The 23,676-nt window shown below is 67.9% G+C and carries 14 protein-coding genes; 5 read left to right on the top strand and 9 right to left on the bottom strand.

The window, feature by feature from the left end; genetic code table 11:
* Position 1 precedes the first annotated feature (1 nt).
* The gene (locus PT015_RS16830) at positions 2-1,417 is read right to left on the bottom strand and encodes an MFS transporter (protein WP_285185952.1); all 1,416 of its coding nucleotides are present in this window, start codon (positions 1,415-1,417) and stop codon (positions 2-4) included.
* Between the two features lie 255 nt (positions 1,418-1,672).
* Between PT015_RS16830 and PT015_RS16835 the strand changes: the two genes are divergently transcribed.
* The 3 genes from PT015_RS16835 to mbp1 all read left to right on the top strand — a co-directional run bounded on the left by PT015_RS16835 (position 1,673) and on the right by mbp1 (position 8,476).
* The gene (locus PT015_RS16835; protein WP_285185953.1) at positions 1,673-4,951 is read left to right on the top strand and encodes an arabinosyltransferase domain-containing protein; all 3,279 of its coding nucleotides are present in this window, start codon (positions 1,673-1,675) and stop codon (positions 4,949-4,951) included.
* Positions 4,948-8,145, top strand: coding sequence for an arabinosyltransferase domain-containing protein (locus PT015_RS16840; RefSeq protein WP_285185955.1), 3,198 nt, complete (start codon positions 4,948-4,950; stop codon positions 8,143-8,145). The genes PT015_RS16835 and PT015_RS16840 overlap by 4 nt, the downstream gene beginning before the upstream one ends.
* A 103-nt stretch (positions 8,146-8,248) precedes the next feature.
* Positions 8,249-8,476 carry a microaggregate-binding protein 1 gene (gene mbp1 / locus PT015_RS16845; RefSeq protein WP_285185957.1) on the top strand — a complete coding sequence of 76 codons (228 nt, stop codon included), beginning with the start codon at positions 8,249-8,251 and terminating at the stop codon, positions 8,474-8,476.
* 52 nt (positions 8,477-8,528) lie between these two features.
* On the opposite strand, the gene PT015_RS16850 is transcribed toward mbp1, so the two are convergent.
* Entirely contained in the window at positions 8,529-9,041 is a 513-nt protein-coding gene (locus PT015_RS16850; protein WP_285185959.1) for a TetR/AcrR family transcriptional regulator, read from the bottom strand.
* Positions 9,042-9,173: 132 nt separating this feature from the next.
* On the bottom strand, positions 9,174-10,463 hold the full coding sequence (locus tag PT015_RS16855; protein ID WP_285185960.1) for a lipase family protein: 1,290 nt from the start codon (positions 10,461-10,463) through the stop codon (positions 9,174-9,176).
* A gap of 117 nt (positions 10,464-10,580) precedes the next feature.
* On the opposite strand from PT015_RS16855, the gene PT015_RS16860 reads away from it, so the two are divergent.
* Entirely contained in the window at positions 10,581-10,718 is a 138-nt protein-coding gene (locus PT015_RS16860; RefSeq protein ID WP_285185961.1) for a hypothetical protein, read from the top strand.
* Between the two features lie 103 nt (positions 10,719-10,821).
* A complete protein-coding gene (locus PT015_RS16865; RefSeq protein WP_285185963.1) occupies positions 10,822-11,304 on the top strand; it encodes a hypothetical protein in 483 nt (160 codons plus the stop codon).
* Here PT015_RS16865 and PT015_RS16870 read toward each other — a convergent pair.
* From PT015_RS16870 to PT015_RS16895, 6 genes are all read right to left on the bottom strand, one after another.
* Positions 11,301-12,854, bottom strand: a complete 1,554-nt coding sequence (locus PT015_RS16870) for an acyl-CoA carboxylase subunit beta (RefSeq protein WP_285185964.1) — start codon at positions 12,852-12,854, stop codon at positions 11,301-11,303. The two genes, PT015_RS16865 and PT015_RS16870, sit on opposite strands and share 4 nt — an antisense overlap.
* A 19-nt stretch (positions 12,855-12,873) precedes the next feature.
* Positions 12,874-18,156, bottom strand: coding sequence for a polyketide synthase Pks13 (pks13, locus tag PT015_RS16875; protein ID WP_285185965.1), 5,283 nt, complete (start codon positions 18,154-18,156; stop codon positions 12,874-12,876).
* 8 nt (positions 18,157-18,164) lie between these two features.
* Positions 18,165-20,057 carry a long-chain-fatty-acid--AMP ligase FadD32 gene (gene fadD32, locus PT015_RS16880; RefSeq protein ID WP_285185966.1) on the bottom strand — a complete coding sequence of 631 codons (1,893 nt, stop codon included), beginning with the start codon at positions 20,055-20,057 and terminating at the stop codon, positions 18,165-18,167.
* Between the two features lie 277 nt (positions 20,058-20,334).
* Positions 20,335-21,351, bottom strand: a complete 1,017-nt coding sequence (gene culp6, locus PT015_RS16885) for a carboxylesterase Culp6 (protein ID WP_285185967.1) — start codon at positions 21,349-21,351, stop codon at positions 20,335-20,337.
* Between the two features lie 114 nt (positions 21,352-21,465).
* Positions 21,466-22,365, bottom strand: coding sequence for an esterase family protein (locus tag PT015_RS16890; protein WP_285185969.1), 900 nt, complete (start codon positions 22,363-22,365; stop codon positions 21,466-21,468).
* Between the two features lie 157 nt (positions 22,366-22,522).
* Positions 22,523-23,575 carry an esterase family protein gene (locus PT015_RS16895; RefSeq protein ID WP_285185970.1) on the bottom strand — a complete coding sequence of 351 codons (1,053 nt, stop codon included), beginning with the start codon at positions 23,573-23,575 and terminating at the stop codon, positions 22,523-22,525.
* Positions 23,576-23,676: the final 101 nt, after the last annotated feature.

Genomic DNA, 23,676 nt, shown 5'->3' on the forward strand with positions numbered 1-23,676 from the left:
GTCAGTAGGCCACCTGACCGCGGCCGGCGCGGTAGGCGGTGATGCAGGCGGTCAGCGCGAGGACCGCGAAAACGCCGAACGCCCACCGGGCGGCGGTGGCTCCCCCGCCGTCGACGACATTAACCACGACGCCGGCCAGGCCGGCCCCGAAGGCGCCGAAAATCAGCTGCACGGAGTTGATCGCGGTGGCCGCGGCGCCACCCTCGGCGGGATCGTCGACATCGGTCATCGCCCACGCCGACAGGTGCGGCCAGGCCGCCCCGATGCCAACCCCGACGGCCAGCAGCGCGAACGCGCAGATGACGACGATGCCCGCCGTCGCGCCCTGCACATGGGTGATCCCGGCGAGCGCGAGTCCGCCCGCCATCACCAGCGGCGCGGCCAGCACGACCGCCACGATGGTGCGCGTCTTGTTCAGCGATCCACTGCCCAGCCCGCTGATGGTCCAGCCCAGCGACAGCGCGGCGCCGAGTAGCCCGGCGACGATCGGCCCGAGGTGCGCCAGCCGTTGACCGAAGAGCGGTACGTACAGGTCGACCTTGGTGGCGGCGACCAGCAGACCGAGTGTCAGGTAGACCCACTTCAGCGGGCCGAAGCCGTAGACGCTGGCCGGCAGCACGGCGGTGTCCATCCGGCGGTCGACCACGAGGAACGCGCCGAGCAGCAACGCGCCGAAGATCAGTAGCCCGGCCGTCGCCAGGGTGTTGTGCGGCACCGACGCGACGCTGACCGCCAATGCCGCCGCGCCCAGCAGTACCACGGACGGAATCGGGATACGGGCCGACTCGCTATCGGCGGGTTGCTCGGAACCGTCGGTCGACAGCAAACCCGGGGTCAGGACACCCATGCCCACGCTCAGCAGCGCGAGCAGCCCGAACGCCCAGCGCCAGATACCGAGCTGCGCGAACAGCCCGCCCAGCGCCGGGCCGATCAGCGCGCCGATGCCCCACGTCGAGGCGGCCAGGGCGGAACCCCGGCTCCAGAGTCTTCGGGGTAAGACGGCGTTGATCACCGCGAAGCTCAGGCCGCACAGCAGGCCGCCCGCGAAACCCTGGAAGAAGCGGCCCACCAACAGGACTTCCATGTTGGGAGCGCCGGCGCAGACCACGCTGCCCGCCGACAGCACGGCGAAGCCGCCAACATAGGAAATCGTTGCACCGATGCGGTGCAGCAAGGCGTTGACCGTCGCCGCGGCAACCACCGACCCGACGAGGTACAGCGTCGTCACCCACGCATAGATCCGCTCGCCACCGATTTCGTTGATCGTGCTCGGCAGCATGCTGATCGTCAGGAACTCGTTGGTGGAATACAGCACCACGCCCCCGGCGACCATCGCGGTCGTTCGCGAATAGGGGGAACTCCACAACTCACGCCAATGGCCGGTGGTGTTCTGTTTCTGCTCCGTAACATTGACCACCGCTGATTCACTAAACCACCTTTTCGGTGGGGAGTCGAACGAGCCCTGAGGGTTCGATGGCGTCTGTCGAACTGGGCTTTTTGGACGCGACGCACTGACCTGGACCGTCATGTGCCGATTTCCTATGAACGATTTTTGAAACGAGCTGGACATATTCCTATGCCCCTGCTTTGAGCCGACCAAACCATGCGCGGCGAACGGGCCTGCGGCGCGGGTCGCGGAGTCGCCAAGGCGGGTCGCCTACCATCGTCCCTCGTGCCCCTCGACGAAAACGAGCGATCGACGCATCGGCTCGCCCGGTTGATCGCCGTCGTCGCGGGAATCGCCGGAGCCCTGCTGTGCGCGGTCGTTCCGCTCCTCCCGGTCAAGCAGACGACGTCGACGATCCTGTGGCCGCAGGGCCTCAAGGACGGCCACGTCACCGACATCACCGCCCCGCTGGTGTCCGGGGCGCCGCGAGCCCTCGACATCTCCATTCCGTGCTCCGCGATCGCGACGCTGCCCGCCGACGGCGGCCTCGTGGTGTCGACGCTGCCCGTCGCCGGCTTCGAGACCGGCAAGAACGGCCTGTTCGTCCGGGCCAACAAGGACACCATCACCGTTGCGTTCCGGGACTCGGTCGCCGCGGCCGCCGCCCGCTCCGCCGTCGCCGACGGACGGTGCAGCGCGCTGCACATCTGGGCCGACGCGGGCGGCGCTCACGCGGACTTCGTCGGCATCCCCGGCGCGACCGGCACGCTGGCCCCGGAGAAGAAGCCTGCCGTCGGCGGCCTGTTCACCGACCTCACTGTCGCCCCACAACCCGGCCTGTCGGCCCGCATCGACGTGGACACCCGCTTCATCGTCGCGCCAACGCTGCTGAAAACCGGCGTGATGGCCCTCGGCGTGCTCTCGGTGCTGGCCTCGATCGTCGCGCTGACCGTGCTCGACCGGCAGGTGACGCGGCGGAGACCGCGCAACCTCAAGGCGTGGTTCGGGGCCGGGCTCGCCACCTGGCTGGCCGACGCCGGGGTGATCGGCACGCTGCTGCTCTGGCACGTCATCGGCGCGACCTCGTCGGACGACGGCTACAACTTGACCATGGCCCGCGTCGCCGACAAGGCCGGCTACGTGACCAACTACTACCGCTACTTCGGCGCCGGCGAGGCACCCTTCGACTGGTACCAGTCGGTGCTCGGCCACCTCGCCTCGGTGAGCACCGCCGGCGTCTGGATGCGACTGCCGGCCACGCTTGCCGCGATCGGCACCTGGTTGATCATCAGCCGTTTCATGCTGCGCCGGCTGGGCCCCGGCCGCGGCGGGCTGGGCGGCAACCGGATCGCGGTGTGGACCGCGGGCGCGGTTTTCCTGGCCGCGTGGCTGCCGTTCAACAACGGCCTGCGGCCCGAGCCGCTGATCGCGCTCGGCGTGCTCGCGACCTGGGCGCTGGCCGAATCTGCCATCGCCACAAGGCGGTTGGTGCCGGCGGCGGTGGCGATCATCGTGGCGATGCTGACAGCGACACTGGCGCCGCAGGGCCTGATCGCCGTGGCCGCGCTGTTGGCCGCCGCCCGCCCGATTGCGCGGATCATCATGCGGCGCAAGGCAACCGACGGCCTGTTGGCCCCACTCGCGGTGCTCGCCGCATCGCTGTCGCTGATCGTCGTCGTGATATTCCGCTCGCAGACGCTGGCCACCGTCGCCGAGGCAGCGCGGATCAAGTACAAGGTCGGCCCCACCATCGCCTGGTACCAGGAATTCCTGCGCTACTACTTCCTCACAGTGGAGAGCAACGCCGAGGGATCGATGACGCGGCGCTTCGCCGTGTTGATCATGATGATGTGCCTGTTCGGCGTGCTGATCATCCTGCTGCGCCGCGGCAAGGTGCCCGGGGTGGCCAATGGCCCGGCTTGGCGGCTTGTCGGCACGACCGCGATCGGCCTGCTGCTGCTGCACTTCACGCCGACGAAGTACGCGATCCAGTTCGGCGAATTCGCCGGACTCGCAGGCGCTTTGGGTGCGGTGACGGCGTTCGCGATGTCCCGCATCGGGTTGCACAATCGCCGCAACCTGACGCTGTACGTGACCGCGCTGCTGTTCATGCTGGCGTGGGCGACCTCGGGCATCAACGGCTGGTTCTACGTCGGCAACTACGGCGTCCCGTGGTACGACATCCAGCCGGTGATCGCGAGCCACCCGGTGACGTCGATGTTCCTGGCACTGTCGATCGCGACCGGCCTGCTCGCCGCCTGGCAGCACTTCCGGATGGACTACGCCGGGCACACCGAGGTCGCCGACACCCGGCGCAACCGCGTGCTGGCGTCGACGCCGCTGCTGGTGGTCGCGGTGATCATGGTCTTCGGCGAGGTCGCGTCGCTGGGCAAGGGCGCGGTGCTGCGCTACCCGATGTACACGACGGGCAAGGCCAACTTCTCGGCTCTGCGTTCGGGGCTGTCGTCGACGAGCTGCGCGATGGCCGACGACGTCCTGGCCGAGCCGGACCCGAATGAGGGTATGCTGCAACCGGTTCCGGGTCAGAAGTTCGGACCCGACGGGCCGGTGGGTGGCGAGAACCCGGTCGGCTTCACGCCGCAGGGGGTCGGTGACAACCTGCAGTCCGACCCGGTGGTGACCAAGCCGGGCGTGGTGAACTCCGACGCGTCGCCGAACAAGCCGAACGCCTCGATCACCGACTCGGCCGGCACCGCGGGCGGCAAGGGGCCCAAGGGCGTCAACGGCTCGGAAGCCGCGCTGCCGTTCATGCTCGACCCGGCCCGCACCCCCGTGATGGGCAGCTACGGCGAGAACACCCGCGCCGCCACCGCCACCTCGTCGTGGTACCAGATGCCGCCCCGCACACCGGACCGCCCGCTGGTGGTCGTCGCCGCCTCGGGCGCCATCTGGTCCTACAAAGAGGACGGCGACTTCATGTACGGCCAGTCGCTCCGATTGCAGTGGGGCGCAACCAAACCCGACGGCAGCGTGCAACCGCTCGGCCTGATGTTCCCGATCGACATCGGCCCACAGCCGGCGTGGCGCAACCTGCGCTTCCCGACGAGCTGGGCGCCGCCGGAGGCCAACGTCGCCCGGATCGTCGCCTACGATCCGAACCTCAGCGAGGACCAGTGGTTCGCGTTCACGCCGCCCCGGGTGCCGGTGCTCAAACCCGTGCAGCAGCTGATCGGGTCGCAGCAGCCGGTGCTGATGGACATCGCCACGGCCGCGAATTTCCCTTGCCAGCGGCCGTTTTCGGAGCACCTCGGCATCGCCGAGCTGCCGGAATACCGCATTCAGCCCGACCACAAGCAGACCTCGGCGTCTTCGAACCTCTGGCAGGCGTCGAAGTCCGGTGGGCCGTTCCTGTTCACCCAGGCGCTGATGTGGACGTCGACGGTGCCGACCTATCTGAGCGGCGACTGGTACCGCGACTGGGGTCAGGTCGAGCAGTACCACCGCTGGCTCCCCGATGACGTTGCCCCACTAGCCGCCGTCGACGAGGGCACCAGCACCGTGTACGGCTGGAGCCGACAAGGACCGATTCGAGCTTTGCCATGACCAGACAGACAGACACGGTGAAGACGACACGCTGGGTCGCCACCATCGCCGGCATGATCGGCTTCCTACTGTCGGTGGCCACGCCGCTGCTGCCGGTCGTGCAGACCACCGCCGACCTGAACTGGCCGCAGAATGGCCAGCTGAAAAGCGTGACGGCGCCGCTGATTTCGCTGACGCCGGTCGACTTCCACGCGGAAGTGCCGTGCGGGATCGTGCGCGACCTGCCGGCCGAGGGCGGCGTGGTGCTGGGCACCGCGCCACGAAAAGGCAAGGACGCCAACCTCCAAGCGCTGTTCGTGGTCGTCAACAAGCAGCGGGTGGACGTCACCGACCGTAACGTGGTGATCCTGTCGGTGCCGCGCGATCAGGTGGAGTCCGGGAACTGTCAGCACATCGACGTCACGTCGACGCTGAAAGGGACCTACGCCACCTTCGTCGGGCTCAAGGATGCGGGCGGTAAGGAACTGCGCAGCGGCTACCCGGACCCGAACCTGCGGCCACAGATCGTCGGGGTGTTCACCGACCTGACCGGGCCCGCGCCGCCCGGGCTGACGATGTCGGCGACCATCGACACCCGATTCTCCACCACGCCAACCACTGTGAAGCTCGCCGCGATGGTCGGCGCGATCCTGGCAACCATCGTCGCGCTGATCGCACTGTGGCGCCTCGACCAGTTGGACGGCCACCGGATGCGCCGGTGGATCCCGGCCAACTGGCGAAAGTTCACTCTCGCCGACGCAACGATCACCGTCGGATTCGTGCTCTGGTGGGTGATCGGCGCGAACTCCTCGGACGACGGCTACATCCTGGGCATGGCCCGGGTCGCCGACCGGGCCGGCTACATGTCGAACTACTTCCGCTGGTTCGGTAGCCCCGAGGACCCGTTCGGCTGGTACTACAACCTGCTGGCGCTGATGACGCACGTCAGCGACTCGAGCCTGTGGATTCGGTTGCCTGACTTGGTCGCCGGGCTGATCTGCTGGGTGCTGCTGTCGCGTGAGGTGCTGCCCCGGTTGGGGCCGGCGGTCACCCGCAGCAAGGCCGCCAACTGGGCGGCCGGCCTGGTGCTGCTGACGGCGTGGATGCCCTTCGACAACGGCCTGCGGCCCGAGCCGATCATCGCCGTCGGCTCGCTGATCACCTACGTGCTGATCGAGCGGTCGATGCGATACAGCCGCATGACGCCCGCCGCGCTGGCGGTGGTGACCGCGGCGTTCACCCTCGGTGTGCAGCCGACCGGGTTGATCGCGGTGGCCGCGCTGGTCGCCGGTGGTCGTCCGATCCTGCGAATCCTGGTGCGACGCCACCGCGTGGTCGGCACCTGGCCGCTGGTGGCGCCGATGCTGGCGGCCGGCACGGTGATCCTGCCCGTGGTGTTCGCCGACCAGACGCTGTCAACGGTGTTGGAAGCCACCAGGATTCGCACCGCGATCGGGCCCAGCCAGGCCTGGTACACCGAGAACCTGCGCTACTACTACCTGTTCCTCCCGACCGTGGACGGTTCGCTGTCGCGCCGGTTCGGCTTCCTGATGACCGCGCTGTGCCTCTTCACGGCGGTGTTCATCCTGTTGCGGCGCAAGCGGGTCAGCGGCATCGCCCGCGGCCCGGCGTGGCGCCTGATGGGCGTCATCTTCGGCACGATGTTCTTCCTGATGTTCACCCCGACCAAGTGGGTGCACCACTTCGGGTTGTTCGCCGCCGTGGGCGCCGCGATGGCGGCATTGACGACGGCACTGGTGGCGCCGACCGTGCTGCGCTGGTCGCGTAACCGGATGGCATTCCTGGCCGCCGTGATCTTCGTGTTGGCGCTGTGTTTCGCCACCACGAACGGCTGGTGGTACGTGTCCAGCTACGGGGTGCCGTTCAACGCGGCGATGCCCAAGGTCGCCGGAATCAGTGTCAGCACAATGTTCTTCGCCCTGTTCGTGGTCGTCGCGCTGTACGCCGCGTGGCTGCATTTCGCGTCCCGCGACCACGGCGAGGGCCGCGTCGCCCGCGCATTGACCGCGGCGCCGGTGCCGATCGCGGCCGGCTTCATGGCTCTGGTGTTCGTCGCCTCGCTGTCGATCGGCATCGTCCGGCAGTACCCGACCTTCTCCAACGGATCGTCGAACATCCGCGCGTTCGCCGGTGGCTGCGGACTGGCCGACGACGTGCTCGTCGAGCCCGACAGCAATGCCGGCTTCATGCAGGCCCGGCCCGGCGATTACGGCGATCTCGGGCCGTTGGGTGGCAGCAACCCGGTCGGCTTCACGCCCAATGGCGTGCCGGACCACACCGTCGCCGAGGCCGTGGTGATGCACCCGAACCAGCCCGGCACCGACTACGACTGGGACGCACCGGTCAAGCTGAAGGCGGCGGGCATCAACGGCTCTACTGTGCCGCTGCCGTATGGCCTTGACCCGCAACGGGTTCCGGTGCTCGGCAGCTACACCACCGAGGCGCAGCAGCAGAGCAAGTTGGCGTCGGCGTGGTATCAGCTGCCGCCCGCCGACGATGGTCATCCGCTGGTTGTGGTGACCGCGGCGGGCAAGATCGAGGGCAACAGCGTGTTGCACCACCACACCGAGGGTCAGACCGTCGTGCTGGAGTACGGCAAGGCCGGCCCGAACGGCAGCGACGATGTGGTGCCCGCCGGTCGTCTCATCCCCGACGACCTCTACGGCGAGCAGCCGAAGGCGTGGCGCAACCTGCGCTACCCGCGGTCCGAGATCCCCTCCGACGCCGTCGCAGTCCGGGTGGTCGCCGAGGACCTGTCGCTGACGCCGGAGGACTTCCTGGCGATCACGCCGCCGCGGGTGCCCGAACTGCGCTCGGTGCAGGAGTACGTCGGGTCGACGCAGCCGGTGCTGCTGGACTGGGCAGTCGGCCTGGCATTCCCGTGCCAGCAGCCGATGCTGCATTCCAACGGCGTCACCGACATTCCGAAGTTCCGCATCACGCCGGACTACACGGCGAAGAAGATGGACACCGACACCTGGGAAGACGGTGTCAACGGCGGACTGCTCGGCATCACCGACCTGCTGTTGCGCGCCCATGTGATGGCCACCTATCTGTCGCATGACTGGGCTCGCGACTGGGGCTCGCTACGCAAGTTCGACACGCTGGTCGACGCTCCGCCGGCGGAGTTGGATCTCGGCACCGCAACGCATTTCGGCTGGTGGTCGCCGGGCAAGATCCGGATCAAACCGTAACGACACGACAGTTATTCGGTGAGCGTTGTCACATCACGTTGGGACGCCGCCGGTGCCCGGGTATCGATACGACATCCCCATTTCCGAGCAGAGAGGAACAGTCGTGAGCAGCGGACCCGAAGCAGCCGTCCGGGGCATCGTCGAAGATGTCGTGGGCAAGGCCAAGGAAATCATCGGCATCGTGCTGAACAACGAAGACCTGCGTAAGGCAGGCCGCGCGCAGCAGGAAAAGGCCGACGCGCAGCGCGACGTGGCCAAGAAGGAAGCCGAGGCCGCCGCCGCGCGGGGCGCCGAGAAGGCTGCCGAGGCGCGCGAGAAGTCGGTGCGCTAAACCAAGCAAACGATCTGGGCGGCAAGGACTTTCGGGTTCTTGCCGCCCAGAACTATGCCGGGCGGGCGACGCCTTCGACCAACTCACCCAGGACGCGGGCCAACTCGTGGTGATCGTCGAACGCGTTGACGCCGCGGACGAACCCCATCATGACGCCGTCCACGAAGGTCAGCACCGCGACGATCTGGCCCTCGATCATGGCCGCGCCGGGCGGTGCGCCCGGACCCTGCCAGCCGGTGACCGCCTGGCCGGCCAGCGTGGCGAACAATGAGCTCGTCTGCTGCAGCGTCTTGGTGAGGACCGGATCGCGGCTCGCCTGCAGCGCCAGTTCGAACCGAGCCTTCGTGCGGGTGAACCAGGGTTCGCGCGCGGCCATCATGACGATCCTGGCCAGCTCGGTGATGCCGGGGCCGGCACCCGCGTCGGCACAGGCCTTGTCGCTCATCGCGGTCAGGTCCGCCAGGTCGAGCTCGGTGATCCTCGCCGCGATTGCGTGCAGCAGCGCCTCCCGTGTCCGGTAGTAGGCCGACGTGGTGCCGGTCGGCAGACCGGCCCGGCGATCCACTTCGAGGTGCGTCAGGCCCCGCGAACCCAAACTGCCCAAGACGTCGACGGCGGCGTCGCAGATGTCATTGCGACGCTGTTGCGGGTTCGATTTCCGGCGCGTGCTGATGCCACCATTAAACGGTGTGCGGGCTCAGAACACGCCGCAGTTGGGTGCGGTCGGCTCGCCATTGAAGCGGGCCGCGATCCACTGCATCGCCGGTTCGCCGTCGACCAGCATCGGGAGCGCGTGGTTGATGATGAGCTTGTTCAGAAATGCCGGTTCCTCGTTGGTGCGGAATTCCACATCGGCGTTCTTGGCGCACCAATCCCGCCCGAGTTGGTTGGCGGCGGTCCAGGGCACCAACGGGTCGTAGCGATTGCTGTTGATCAGCACGGGCGCGTTGGGCTTGTGGCGGCCGATCCGCTGCTCGTCGAACAGCGTCTTGAACGGCTCCTCCTCGACCAGTTGGTAGATGTCTTCGGTGAAGTAGGGCTGGAGGTGCCGGAACATGAAGTCGATCAACGTCTGGCCGACGCACTGACGTGAGACCGATTCGAGCATCGCCAGTCCGCGCGGCGTCATCTTCGACCGGATGGCGTCGGCGGCCTCCGGATACGCCGCCATGACGCTGTTCAGCGCATAGCCGACCACCCCGACGAGCACGCTGCCGTCCGCGTATGGGAAGAGCTCCTTGAGGTCGGCCGGCGGCGCTCCGGCATATGTGCCAACCAAATGCAGTTCCGGGGCGTAGGACGAGGCCAACTCGGCGGCCGACGCGGTGGCGCCACCGCCCTGCGAATATCCCCACATTGCGACCGGCCCGTGCGGATCCAGCGTCGTGCCGGGTAGCCGTTGCGCGGCGCGGGCCGCGTCGAGCACGGCCTGGCCCTCGGCGACCCGCCCGACATAGGTGTGCATGGACGGCGTGCCCAGGCCTTCGTAATCGGTCATCACGATCGCGAAGCCGCGGGCCACCATGGTGGCCACGAACAATTCCTCGTAGTTGAACATGATGTCCCAGCCACCCGAGTAGTGGATGCCCTGATTGAACTGCCGCGACGGGGCGCACTGGTTGCCCTGACCCTGGGTACCGGGCGCGTAGCTGATCAGCGGCCGCGGGCCCTTGCCCGGCCATTCGTTGTACGGCTCGAAGTAGGTTCCGGTGACCGCTATCGGATTACCGCGAGTGTCTTTGCTGCGGTACATGATTCGGGTCCCGGTGGCCATGATCGCGCCGAGCTGGCCGGACGGCTCGAGCACTAGTCGCGACGGTTCCGTGCGGATCACGTCACCCGGGTTGCCCGGCGGCAGCGGATCGGGCGGCAGATAGAAGTCGGCGTATCGCGGTTCGTCGCCGGTGTCCGCCGAGGCCGGGTGCCCGCCGGCCAGCAGGACCGTGAACAACAGGACAGCAAGGGTCAACGCTCCGCCGCGACGCATTCGCCGGACGCTAACAGTGCTGGTATCGACCCGGGGCCGTTTTTCTACTTTTGTAGAAAATTCCCATGTGGTTCGCATCGACCCATGCCGGGTAGCCCTCTGCACGAGGAGGTCATCATGCGCGCTGAAGAAGGCGACGAATCCGTCGACGAACTGGCCGAGGAGGCCGCAAAGGCCAAAAAGGAGCTTCGCGAGACCACCGAGACCGGCGCGAAGGTGCAAAAGCAAGAAGACGGCTCCGGCACGCAGAAATAGACTGCCGCTCAACGTGTTCCGCATCACACCATCGCCTCGTATGTAAGCGATATCTCGCAGATTGGCGTGGTGTGTCTGACCGATCAACCCCGATACTTGACACATGTCTTTTAGTACTCTGGCCCGTTGCGCGGTGCCCGTCGTTGTTGCACTGGCCGGTACGGCCGTCCCCGCGAGCGCCGAGAGCGGAACCGTCGTTCCGATGCGCAGCATTCTGCGGGCCTGCGATTTCACCCCGATTCCCGACCGGGCGTCGGCCGACCGCGGGATGGCCTCGGCGGTCATTCATTCGAACGGCGGTTCGGTGACGGCCGATGTCCACTTCGCGGAACCGAGCGCGCCCAACGCGCATTACGACGTCGCATTGATCCAGGCGCCACGGGCGTCCAGCTCGCCGTGTGACGGCCCCGGACCGGGCGTCGCGGTCGGCTCGCTCAACACCGACGGTGCCGGCATCGCCAACACGACCGTCAGCGGCAGCCTGAACTCCGGGACCACCGGCGTCTGGGTCTTCATCCGGCAGGCGAACCCGTACTCGCAGAGTCCGCAGGAGTTCTACACCTCGGACTTCATCAAGAAGGTCTAAATCGGCGTCAAGCCGTGCTTGCGCTGGGTCCGCCAGTGAATCTGCTTCTCCCGCAACAGGTGTAGCGATTTACGCAGCAGCAGTCGGGTTTCGTGCGGCTCGATCACACCGTCGATGTACCCGCGCTCGGCGGCGATCCACGGGATCGCCATGTTGAGGTTGTAGCCCTCGATGAAATCCTTCTTGATCTGCTGCACCTCAGGCGCGGTCGGATCGGGGAACCGCTTCACCAGCAGCTGGGCCGCTCCGTCCGCCCCGATCACCGCGATGCGCGCGGTGGGCCAGGCGAAGTTCAGGTCGGCCGACAACTGCTTCGAGCCCATCACCGCGTAGCCGCCGCCGTAGGCCTTGCGGACGATGATCGTCACCTTCGGCACGTCGGCTTCCACGATCGCGTTGAAGAACCGGCCACCACGCTTGATGATCCCGTTCTTCTCCTCGGCGACACCGGGCATGGCGCCCGGGGTGTCGACCACGAAAACCAGTGGCAGGTTGTAGGAGTCGCAGAAGCGGATGAAGGCGGACGCCTTGTCCGATGCCTCGCTGTCGACCGCGCCGGACATGAACATCGGCTGGTTGGCGATCACGCCGACCGAGCGACCGTCGACGCGGGCGAACGCGGTGATGATGGCCGGCCCGCGCTGGTCGGCGATCTCGAAGACGTCGCCGTCGTCGAAGATGCGCAGCAGGATCTCGTGCATGTCGTAGGCGGTGTTGTCCGCGTCCGGGACGATGGTGTCGAGTTCGAGGTCGTGCGGTGTGATCTCCGGCTCGAGGCCCGGGTTGACGATCGGCCCGTCGCCAAAGGTGTTGTCCGGCAGGAACGACAGGTAGTCGCGCACGTACTGGAACGCCGCGGCCTCGTCCTCGACGACCTTGTGGATGTTGCCGCGCTGGGCCTGCACGTCGGCGCCGCCCAGCTCGTCGAACGTGACGTCCTCACCGGTGACGTCCTTGATCACGTCGGGACCGGTGATGAACATGTAGCCCTGGTCGCGCACCGCCACCAGCAGGTCGGTCTGGATGGGTGAATACACCGCTCCCCCAGCGCATTTGCCGAGGATGATGGAGATCTCGGGGACCAGCCCGCGCAGCATCTCGTGTCGGCGGCCCAGCTCGGCGTACCAGGCCAGCGACGTCACCGCGTCCTGGATACGGGCGCCGGCCGAGTCGTTGATGCCGATGATCGGGCAGCCGACCATCGCCACCCAGTCCATCAGCTTGGCGACCTTGCGGCCGAACATCTCGCCGACCGAGCCCTGAAACACCGTCTGGTCGTGGCTGAACACCGCGACGGGCCGGCCGTTGATGCGGCCGTGGCCGGTGACCACGCCGTCGCCGTAGAGCGCGTTGGGGTCGCCGGGCGTGCGCGCCAGCGCACCGATCTCCAGGAAGCTGCCCGGGTCGAGCAGCGCGTGGATGCGGGCGCGGGCGCTCGGGATGTTCTTCTTGTCGCGTCGCGCGATGGCCTTCGGATCACCGGGGTCCTTCGCCAGCTCCAGCTTCTCGCGTAGTTCGGTCAGCAGCTCGGCGGTGGTCTTGGTGGTCACTTAGCCCTCTTTCTGCTCGTCAATTTGCCTGTTGGGCGTGAATCTTGTTGAGCGCCTGGGTCATATGCGCGCCGACCTTGGCGATGATCGGCTCGTCGATGGCCTGGATGTGCTCGCCACCGATCGGCACGATCTCCAAGTCGGCAACGTACTCGCTCCAGCCGCCGTCCGGTTTGCGGGTGGCATACGCGGGCTCGAACACGATCGCGTCGTCGTGGTAACGGTCGGCCATGTACAGCGCGACATGCCCGTCGTAGGGCTGGATCTCGATGGTGTCCAACGCCCGGTTGTCCAGGTACGACGTGCGCTGGTGCTCGATGATCCCGCCCGGGATCTGCACGCCGCTCTGCGCGACGACGTCGAGGACGAACCTGACCTGACCCTCGTCGTCAAGCTTCTCGAGTTCCTCGTACGGGATCTCCGGAACCTCGACGTTGAAGGTGCGCTCGGCGAATCGCGCGTAGCGGTCCCAGCGGGCGCGCATGCCCGCCTGGCTCTGGTCGATCGGCTCGCCGGGCAGCACCAGGTCGATCAGCCCGACGAAGCGGACGTCGGCGCCGGCGCGCTTGAGGCCGATCGCGCACGCGTAGGCCAGCGCCCCGCCCAGCGACCAGCCGGCCAGCACGAACGGGCCGTTGTGCAGCTCCAGCAGCTTGGGCACGTACTCGGCGGCGCGCTCTTCGATCGAGCCCTCGACCCGCTCGATGCCGTAGACCGGGATGTCCGCGGGCAGCCGCTTCATCAGCGGCTCGTAGACCACGGTCGACCCGCCCGCCGGGTGGAACACGAACAGCGGCGGCTTGGTGGAACCCTCGACCGGCGCCCGCAGCGTGCGGACGAATCCGTCGACCACACCTTCTTCGAGCTGGTCGCGGACGACACTCGCCAGGCCCTCGATGGTGGTCGCCGACGTCACGTCCTCGACGGTGATGGTGCCCTCGGCGCGCTCGGACAGTCGCTCCGCCAGCTTGGCGGCGACGCCGTCGTCGAGCTTGGGCAGCGCGTTGAAGATGCCGCCCGGCGACTTGCCGGTGACGATCGCCCAGGTGGCGAACGTGACGCGCTCGGCGGCGTCGCGCGGCGGCACGTCGGCGCCGAGCGCCTCGGTCACCGCTTCCTGGGTGAGCACCTTGGCGGCCGCGGCAGCGGCGGTCGCGGTGCTCACGTTGGCCTCGGGCGCGGCTGCCGGGCCGGCCGGGTTCGTCGGCGGCGGCGGGATCGGTGCGGCCGGCTCGGGTTGGGGTTCCGGCTCGGCCTGCGGATCGGGTGCGGGCGCGGTCACGGAAACCGGCGTCGCACCGGACAGCATCGCGGCCTGCTCGGCGGCGATCTCCTCGGGCGTCTGCGTCTTCTGGTGCTCGTGCATGGCCTGCACCTCGTCGCGGTGCTCGACGGCGTACTCGATCAGCTTTTCGATGTGATAGAGGTTCGCATCGCGGACGGCCTGCAGCTGAATCGGCGGCATGTCGAAGTCGTACTCGACGCGGTTCTTGATCCGCACGGCCATCATCGAGTCCAGGCCGAGTTCGACAAGCGGGACCTCCCAGGGCAGGTCCTCGGGCTCGTAGCCCATCGCCATCGACACGATCGACGCCAGCCGATCCCCTACGGTCTCACCGGAATCCGACGACCAGCGGGCCATGCCGCCGATCTGACGGGCGGTCAGGCTGTCGGTGACGGTGCCCGCTTCGGGCTCTTCGGCCGCGGGCTCGGTAACCGGGCCGGCGGTGACGGTCGACGCGATCGCCGCGCCCGCACCGACGGCGGTCGGCAGCACCGACGCCTGGCCGGCACGGGATACCAGCGCGTCGTAGACCAGCGTGAAGGACTCGTCGATGCGGGCATGGACCTGCACCGACGCGCCACCGGGGTGGCGGGTCAGCGTGGTCACCAGGCGGGCGTTCTCACCCGCGACCGCACGTTGCTCGGAGGCCGTCAACACCGCGTCCGGAAGCACCTGCGTCGCAGCGGCTTTCACTAGTGCGGCGAGGTCGGTCTCGCCACGCGGCGCGTACTCCCAGACGTGTCGGCCGTCGGGCATCGCGACGTGGGTGCCCGGCATCAGCACCGAACCGTCGCCGGAGAAGTGCGCGTCCAGCCAGTGCTCCTTGCGCTTGAAGCGCGTCGGCGGGACGTTCGCATAACCTTCGGGACCGGACGCGCGACTGAACAGCGTCCGGATGTCGAGGTCGTGGCCGAACACGAACAGCTGCGCCATCGCCGAGACCATCGACTCGACGTCGTCCTGCTTGCGGGCAAGCGTCGGAATCAGCTGTGCGTCAGGCAATCCCGCGGCCGCGGTGGTCAGGCCGATCTGCATCAGGGCGACCGGGTTCGGCGCGAGTTCGAGGAAAGTGGTGTAGCCGTTGTCGACAGCGTTGCGCACACCATGGGTGAAGTACACCGAGTGCCGCATGCCCTTGATCCAGTAGGGGACCTCGTGCAGCGGCTCGCCACCGGGGCGGACGTAGGTGCCCTCGTTCACCGTAGAGAAGATCCCGACGTGCGGGGCCGTCGGCGAGATCCCTTGCAGCTCAGCGGAGAACTCGCCCAGCAGCGGGTCCATCTGCGAAGTGTGGCCGGCGCCCTTGGTCTGGAGCTTGCGGGCGAAGCGGCCCTCGGTCTCGGCGCGGGCGACGATCGCGTCGATCTGTTCGGGCGGGCCGCCGATGACGGTCTGACTCGGTGCGGCGTAGACGCACACCTCGAGGCCCGGGAAGTCGGCGAACACCGTCTTGAGCTCGTCGGCTGAGTATTCGACGAGCGCCATGAAGCGGATGTATTCGCCGAACAGCATCGCCTCGCCCTCGCCCATCAGGTGCGAGCGCGAACAGATCACCCGGGTCGCGTCGGCCAGCGACAGCCCACCGGAGAAGTACGCCGACGCGGGCTCGCCCAGCGACTGGCCGATCACCGCAGCGGGTTTGGCGCCGTGGTGCTTGAGTACCTCGCCCAGGCCGATCTGGATCGCGAAGATGACGACGTTGCTGGTCTCGATGCCGTAGTCGACGGAGTCGTCGAGGATCAGCTCGAGAATCGAGTAGCCCCGCTCGTCCTGGATCAGCGCGTCGACCTTCTCGATCCACTCGGCGAAGATCGCGTTGCGCAGGTAGAGGTTCTTGCCCATCTTGCGGTGCTGGGCGCCGAATCCGGCCATCGCCCACACCGGCCCGTTGGTGACTGGGCCGTCGGTGCTGAACACGTAGGGCTTTTGCTTGCCCTCGGCGATCGCCCATAGGCCCTTGATCGCCTCTTCGTGATCGTGGGCCAGCACCACAGCGCGGGATCGGCCGTGGTTGCGACGCGACAGCGCGCGGCCGATCGACTCCAGCGAAGCCGCCTGTCCCTCAGGCGATTCCATCCAGTCGGCCAGCTCGGCGGCCGCGGTCCGCTTGCGTGACGTCAGGAACGCCGACACGGCCAGCGGCACAACCGGGGTCGGAACCTCTTCGGCCGCAAGCTCTTCCAGCGCGATCTCTTTGAGACGCAGGGCTTCCTCGGTGATGCCGGGCAGCTCGTACTCATCGTCGGACGCCTTGGGATCGTCCTCGATAAACTCGCCGTACTCGTCGAAGCGCATCCCGCCGACCGTCTCGACGTGGGACTCTTCGTTGGGTGCCGCGGTCACCTCGACGACCGTCTCGGGCTCCCGCTCGACGACGTCGCGCGGCAGTACCTCGCGCAGCACAACGTGTGCGTTGGCACCACCGAAACCGAAGCTCGACACACCGGCGACGGCGTAGCCGCCGTACCGCGGCCAGTCGCTCGCGGTGTCAAGGACTTTCAGGTGCGAGGCATCGAAGTCGATGTAGGGGTTGGGGCCGGCGTAGTTGATCGACGGCGGCAGCTTGTCGTGCTGCAGTGCGAGCACCATCTTGGACAGGCTGGCCGCACCGGCGGCCGACTCCATGTGTCCCACATTGGTTTTGACCGCACCAAGCAGCAGCGGCTTGTCGGCGGGACGGCCGCGGCCGACCACCCGGCCCAGCGCCTGCGCCTCGATCGGGTCACCGAGAACCGTTCCGGTGCCGTGCGCCTCGACGTAGTCGATGGTGCGCGGGTTGATGCCGGCGTCCTTGTAGGCCCGGCGCAGCACGTCGGCCTGGGCGTCCGGGTTCGGCGCGATCAGGCCGTTGGACCGGCCGTCGTGGTTGACCGCGCTACCGGCGATCACCGCGAGGATCTGGTCGCCGTCGCGGCGCGCGTCGTCGACCCGCTTGAGGACCAGCATCGCCCCGCCCTCGGAGCGGGTATAGCCGTCGGCGTCCGACGAGAACGACTTGATCCGGCCGTCCGGCGAGAGCACCTGGCCGATCTCGTCGAAACCGAGGGTCACGGCGGGGGTGATCAGCGCGTTGACACCACCGGCGACGGCGACCTCGCACTCGCCGCTGCGCAGCGCCTGCACCGCCTGGTGCGTGGCGACCAGCGAACTCGAGCAGGCCGTGTCCACCGCGACCGACGGGCCGTGGAAGTCGTAGAAGTACGAAACTCGGTTGGCCACAATCGAACTCGCGGTACCGGTGATGGCATACGGGTGCGCGACGGTGGGGTCGGACATCGCCAGGAAGCTGTAGTCGTTCACCGACGTGCCGACGTACACGCCGACGGACTCGCCACGCAGGCTGGACGCCGGGATACGGGCGTGCTCGAGCGCCTCCCAGGTGAGTTCCAGCGTCAGCCGCTGCTGGGGGTCGATGTTGTCGGCCTCGGTCTTGGACAGCGCGAAGAACTCGGAGTCGAATCCCTTGATGTCGCTGAGGTATCCGCCGCGGGTGCGGGCCTTACCGATCGCCTCGGCCAAGCGTGGCTCGTCCATGAACTCCGACCAGCGGCCCTCGGGCAGGTCGGTGATCGCGTCGCGGCCTTCCAGCAGCGCGGCCCAGGTCTCGTCCGGGGTGTTCATGTCGCCGGGCAGGCGGGTGGCCAGGCCCACCACGGCGATGTCGACGCGCTCTACGGGTCCGGCTCGGGTCCAATCGATTTCGTCACCGTCGGAAGACTCGAGCTCCGGGTCGCCCTCGACGATCCAGGTGGCCAACGACTCGATCGTCGGGTGCTCGAACGCGGCCGCGATCGAGACGGTGACGCCGGTGGCGTCCTCGATGTCGGCGGCCATCGCCACGGCGTCGCGCGACGACAGGCCGAGTTCCACCATCGGGGTGGCCTCGTCGATCGACTCGGGCGCCTGCCCGGTGGCCTTGGCGACCCAGCTGCGCAGCCACTGCCGCACCTCGGCGATGGACATGTCGGTACGGGCCGCGGGGGCCTCGGTGCCGGCTTGGGTGTCTGCGTCAGTCATGTTGTCGCTCAGTCGGCTTGGTCGGGGTAGGCGTTCGGGCCGGTGGTGCCGCTGCGCAGGCTGCCGTCGATGTACGCGGCGCGGCAGGCGCGGCGGCCGATCTTGCCGCTGGAAGTCCTTGGCACCGAACCTGATTGGACCAGTAGGACGTCGCGGACCGTCACACCGTGCCGGACGGCGATGGCCGCCCGGATGTCGTCGACGATCGGTTGCTGGTCCAGCTTGTGCGCGCCCGGGGCCCGCTCGGCGACGATCACCAGCTGCTCGGAGGTGTCGTCCTTGTCGAACTTCACTCCGGTATGCGGGTTGTCGAACACCACCGACGGCAACTGGTTCAACGGCACCGAGAACGCGGCGACGTAACCGGTGCGCAACGCGCGGCTGGCCTCCTGCGCGGAGTACTCCAGGTCCTGCGGGTAGTGGTTACGACCGTCGACGATCACCAGGTCCTTGACACGGCCGGTGATGTAGAGGTTGCCCTCGTAATACGTTCCGTAGTCACCGGTTTGGACCCAGGTGCCGTCGTCGGCGGCGCCCTCGGCGTGCGACTCGGCGATGCGCGACTTGAGGATGTTGCGGAACACCTCGGTCGACTCGGCCTCGCGGCGCCAGTAACCCTGGCCCATGTTCGGGCCGTGCAACCAGATCTCGCCGATCTGGCCGTCGGGCAGCTCGGTCGCCGTCTCGGCGTCCACGATGACCGCCCACTCGTCGACACCGACCTTGCCGGCCGACACCTGGGTGACCGCGCTCGGCGAGTCGGCGTCCACCTCGACGAAGGTGTGACCATTCAGCTTGTCCCGGTCGACGTGCACGACGGTCGGGCCCTCGGTCATCGGGGTGATCGAGACGAACAGCGTCGCCTCGGCCAGGCCGTAGCAGGGCTTGATGACGTCGCGGCTCATGCCGTACTTCTCGAACGCGTCGTTGAACTTGCGCATCGACGCGACCGAGATCGGCTCGCTGCCGTTGAGCAGCGCCTTGACGTTGGACAGGTCCAGTGGCGGCTCGTCGTCGCGGGGCAGGCCGCGCAGCGCGGCGTGCTCGAACGCGAAGTTCGGGGCCAGTGAATAGGTGGGGCCGTCGTCGCCGTCGACCCCCGCCAGCGCGCGCAGCCAGCGGCTGGGCCGGCGCACGAACGCGGCCGGCGTCATGAACGTGTTGTGCTGCCCCAGCATCGGGCCCAGCATGATCGTGATCAGGCCCATGTCGTGGAAGAACGGCAGCCAGGTGACACCGCGGTCGCCGTCCCGGCCCTCGAGCGCCTCGAGCACCTGGACGCAGTTGGTGGCCAGGTTGGCCTGGGTCACCTCGACGCCGGTCGGGGTACGGGTGGAACCGGAGGTGTACTGCAGGTAGGCGATCGCGTTGGCGTCGACCTGCTCCGGGTCCCAGGTGGACTCGACCTCTTTGGGCACCGCGTCGACGGCGATGACGCGGGGACGCTCCTTGGCCGGGCGGCTGCGGAAGAACTTGCGGACGCCCTCGGCGGATTCGCTGGTGGTCAGGATCGCGGTCGGCTCGCAGTCGTCGAGAACGGCGTGCAGGCGGCCGACGTGGCCGGGTTCCGCCGGGTCGAACAGCGGGACGCCGATGCGGCCTGCGTAGAGGATGCCGAAGAAGCCGACGACGTAGTCGAGATTCTGAGGGCAGAGGATGGCGATCCGGTCACCCGGCTTGGTGACCTGCTGCAGGCGGGCACCGACGGCGCGGTTGCGCGCGGCGAATTCCGACCAGGCGATGTCACGCGTGACGCCGTCGCGCTCGACGGCGTAGTCCAGGAAGCGGTAGGCCAGCTTGTCGCCGCGTACCTTGGCCCACTTCTCGACGTGGCGGACCAGGTTGGCGTTGTCGGGGAACGTAATCCTGCCGTTCACCACGAACGGGTTGTGGTACGCCATACCGCTATCTCTCCTTCATCACCCGGCGCTGGGCCGGGTCTGCATGAGCCTTACCGACGGGGGTCATCGGGCTCGGTTCGGCCTGCGGGGTGTCGCGAACGGCAAACCTCCCAGAGGCTACCGAAGCGCGCCAGGCGTTCCGCATCGCTGGGAAGCGACGGGCCGACCACAGCTGCTCTTAAATTCTTCTTAATGTTAGTGGGCGGTGGGCCGCCAACCAAATCTGAAGGTACCGCTTTTCACAACTGTGACCTGTGACGCCGGGCCGCCCGTCGACTCACCCGTGTTTTGGATGAGGTGCGCTCTCGATCGTCGCGTGCGCCCAGTTCAACGTCCACACCGTCGACGGCTGGCCGTCGAGGCTCCAGAACTGGGTCGTGCCGTACAGCGCGTGTACCGGGGCGCCGGCGCCACCGGCCAGGATGTCCAGCGTCCTGGGCAGATTCCCCAGGCTGAACGCCTCCGGCGGGGCCGCGCAGATCAAATCGCCGGGGCCGCAGATCTCGTTGGTCTTGGCGTTGAGCGCACCGAAGCCGCCCGGCCGCGCGCCCGTCATCGTCAAACCGAGGGTGGACAGCACCGGCACCTCGTGCAGGATGATTTCCGCTCCCTCGCCCGGCGGGTTCGGCCCGATCTCCTGGCCCACCCCCTGCTGGCGGCGGCCGTCGGCGATCAACGTCACACCGAGCACCAGGTCGTCGTCGACCGGTCCCCGGCCGTTGCCGACGTCGCTGGCGATGTCACCGGCGATCACCGCGCCCTGGGAGAAGCCCACCAGGACATAGCTGGTCAGCGGGCATTTGACGTTCATGTCCGTCATCGCCTTGACCGCGGCGCGGGTGCCCTCGGCGCGGCTGTCGTTGTAGGAGATCTGCGGGTCGCCGCTCAGCGGATTGTGGAACTGGGCGGTGTACGGGACGGTGAACGTCTCGACCCGGCTCGAGTTGAACTGCTCGCGGATCGGACGGGTGACGTTCAGTAGCAACGCCTTTGGGAACTGGACCGGGTTGAGCGGGTCGTCCTGCAGCGACGACTCCCAGGTGCCGGGGATCGAGATCAGCTGCACATCGGGACAGCTGGAGTCCTGCGAGGCCGGCCGGGGCTTGTGCGGGCGGGCGGCGCCGCTGCTGGTCGGCGGCACGATGCTGGGCGGCACCGCGCTGGGCACGCTGTCACGCGACTTGAAGAGCCCGTACACCGCCGTCAGGACCAGCGCGACGACCAGTCCCACCGCGGCGGCGGCGACCAGCGCCAGGATTCGACGACGGCGTTTCCGCCGTGAGTTCACAGCCATGATCTCCTGCTAGCAGAGTCGGTCGAGTGCACAGCCGACAGACTCTCCAGCCGTCGCGCCTCATTCACGGTACCGGGTCGCGGCGCGGCGACACGGCCGCGAAAGGCGGGTGCGCTAGCGGATCGCGCCGACGATATCGCCGGACATCGCGCCCAGCTGACCGCTCCACGAACCCCAGTCATTGCTGCCGCCGCCGGGGAAGTCGAAGTGGCCGTTGTGCCCGCCGACGTTGCGGTACTCCTGGTAGAAGAACCGGGCGCCGGCCATCGCCTCACCGGCCTGGCCGATCATGGCCGCGGCGTCCCCGCCCATGTTGGTCGGGCTCCAGACCCAGATCCGGGAGTTGTTCTGCGCCAGCAGCATCGCGTGCACATTCGGGTCGTGCCACTTCCATCGACCCAGCTGCGGGGCACCCCACATGCCGTTGGCGTCGACGCCACCGAACTGGGCCATTCCCGCGGTGATCGCGCCGTTGGAAGTGGTGTTCGACGGGTAGAGGAAGCCGGACAGCGAGCCGGCGAAGCCGAACCGCTCGGGGTGGAAGCACGCGAGCGCCATCGCCGCGTAACCGCCCTGCGAGGCGCCGGCGACGCCGTGGCCGCCGGGCGCCAGGCCCTTGTTCGCGGCCAGCCAGTCCGGCAGCTCCTGGGACAGGAAGGTGTCCCACTGCTTGCTGCCGTCGCGCTCCCAGTTGGTGTACATGCTGAAGGCGCCACCGGCGGGTGCGACGACCGAGATGCCCTTGCCGCCGAGCGTGTTGAAGGCGTTGCCCGCGGTCGCCCAGTTGCTGACGTCGGGAGCGGCGTTGAACGCGTCGAGCAGGTACACGGCGTGCGGTCCGCCCGCCATGAACTGCACCGGGATGTCGCGGCCCATCGCGCCGGAGGGGACCATCAGCGTCTCGTAGCCGGCTGCGCGGGCCGCGCTCATCTGCGTCCCGATGAGGCCTCCGCCCGTCAATACGGCGGCACCCAGCAGACACAGCAGCCTGAACAGCACTGACAGACTTCTCATCCCAGACCTCGCTTGTCGCTCGACCGCCGATAGGGGCAACTGCGCAGCGGCCCCCGGTTCCGGGAGAAAGCTAATCACACCCGTCAGACGCCGACGCCGGAAACGGCGAACGGCGGCGACCCCGCAGGATCGCCGCCGTCGGCCGTACTGATTGTTCTTAGGTGTGCTGACCGGTCGCGGTGGCGGCCGGAGCCCCACCAGCGGCCGGGCCCGCACCCGGGGTGGCACCGAGGTGCGACTGCAGGTCGGGCAGCATCGCGTGCAGCTGCGCGCCCCAGTACGGCCAGTCGTGCGTGCCGTTGGCGTCGAAGTTGAACACCGCGTTGTTGCCGCCGGCGGCCTTGTAGGCGTCCTGGAACTTGATGTTGCTGGTACGCACGAAGCCCTCGAGGAACTTGGCCGGCATGTTGTCGCCACCGAGGTCGGACGGCTTGCCGTTACCGCAGTACATCCACAGGCGGGTGTTGTTGGCGACGGTCTTGCCGACGTTCAGAAGCGGGTCGTTGCGGGCCCACGCCGGGTCTTCCTTCGGGCCCCACATGTCGGCGGTCTTGTAGCCGCCGGCGTCACCCATCGCGAAGCCGATCAGCGTCGGCCCCATGCCCTGGGAGGGGTCCATCAGACCGGAGAACGCACCGACCTCGATGAACTGCGCGGGGTGGTAGTTGGCCAGGTTCAGCGCCGAGGCGCCGGCCATCGACAGACCGACGGCCGCGCCGCCGTTCTGCTTCACACCCTTCGAGGCGAGGAAGGCAGGGAGCTCGCTGGTGAGGAAGGTCTCCCACTTGTAGGTCTGGCAACCGGCCTTGCCGCACGCCGGCTTGTACCAGTCGGTGTACCAGCTGGACTGGCCACCCACCGGCATGACCAGCGACAGACCGGACTGCAGGTACCACTCGAAGGCCTGGGTGTTGATGTCCCAGCCGTTGAAGTCGTCCTGCGCGCGCAGACCGTCGAGGAGGTAGACGGCGGGCGAGTTGGCGCCACCGCTCTGGAACTGGACCTTGATGTCACGGCCCATGGCGGCCGACGGCACCTGCAGGTACTCGACGGGCAGACCCGGCCGGGAGAACGCGTTGGCGTCCGCGGTCTGGCCCACTGCGCCGATCAAGCCCGGCAGCAGCGCCGCGGCAGCGGCCCCTAGCGCGAGCCGACGCGGCAGTGCCGTCAGCGACTGTTTCGCACCGCGAAACCTGTCAACAAGCCTCATTCTTGCTTCCTCATTCATTGTCGGGCCCAACGGTGTGGGTCGGACTGCATGCCCTATTGCGCAGCACCTATCGAGCTGCTTTTTAGCTCGCATCGTTGCTG

The sequence above is a fragment of the Candidatus Mycobacterium wuenschmannii genome (assembly GCF_030252325.1).
Taxonomy (GTDB): domain Bacteria; phylum Actinomycetota; class Actinomycetes; order Mycobacteriales; family Mycobacteriaceae; genus Mycobacterium; species Mycobacterium wuenschmannii.

Excerpts from the sequence above, each read along its gene's own strand:
- culp6 (WP_285185967.1), bottom strand. The coding sequence starts at position 21,351 with ATGGCTGTGAACTCACGGCGGAAACGCCGTCGTCGAATCCTGGCGCTG.
- PT015_RS16860 (WP_285185961.1), top strand. The coding sequence starts at position 10,581 with ATGCGCGCTGAAGAAGGCGACGAATCCGTCGACGAACTGGCCGAGGAG.
- PT015_RS16890 (WP_285185969.1), bottom strand. The coding sequence starts at position 22,365 with ATGAGAAGTCTGTCAGTGCTGTTCAGGCTGCTGTGTCTGCTGGGTGCC.
- fadD32 (WP_285185966.1), bottom strand. The coding sequence starts at position 20,057 with ATGGCGTACCACAACCCGTTCGTGGTGAACGGCAGGATTACGTTCCCC.
- PT015_RS16895 (WP_285185970.1), bottom strand. The coding sequence starts at position 23,575 with ATGAGGCTTGTTGACAGGTTTCGCGGTGCGAAACAGTCGCTGACGGCA.
- pks13 (WP_285185965.1), bottom strand. The coding sequence starts at position 18,156 with ATGACTGACGCAGACACCCAAGCCGGCACCGAGGCCCCCGCGGCCCGT.
- PT015_RS16865 (WP_285185963.1), top strand. The coding sequence starts at position 10,822 with ATGTCTTTTAGTACTCTGGCCCGTTGCGCGGTGCCCGTCGTTGTTGCA.
- PT015_RS16840 (WP_285185955.1), top strand. The coding sequence starts at position 4,948 with ATGACCAGACAGACAGACACGGTGAAGACGACACGCTGGGTCGCCACC.
- PT015_RS16855 (WP_285185960.1), bottom strand. The coding sequence starts at position 10,463 with ATGCGTCGCGGCGGAGCGTTGACCCTTGCTGTCCTGTTGTTCACGGTC.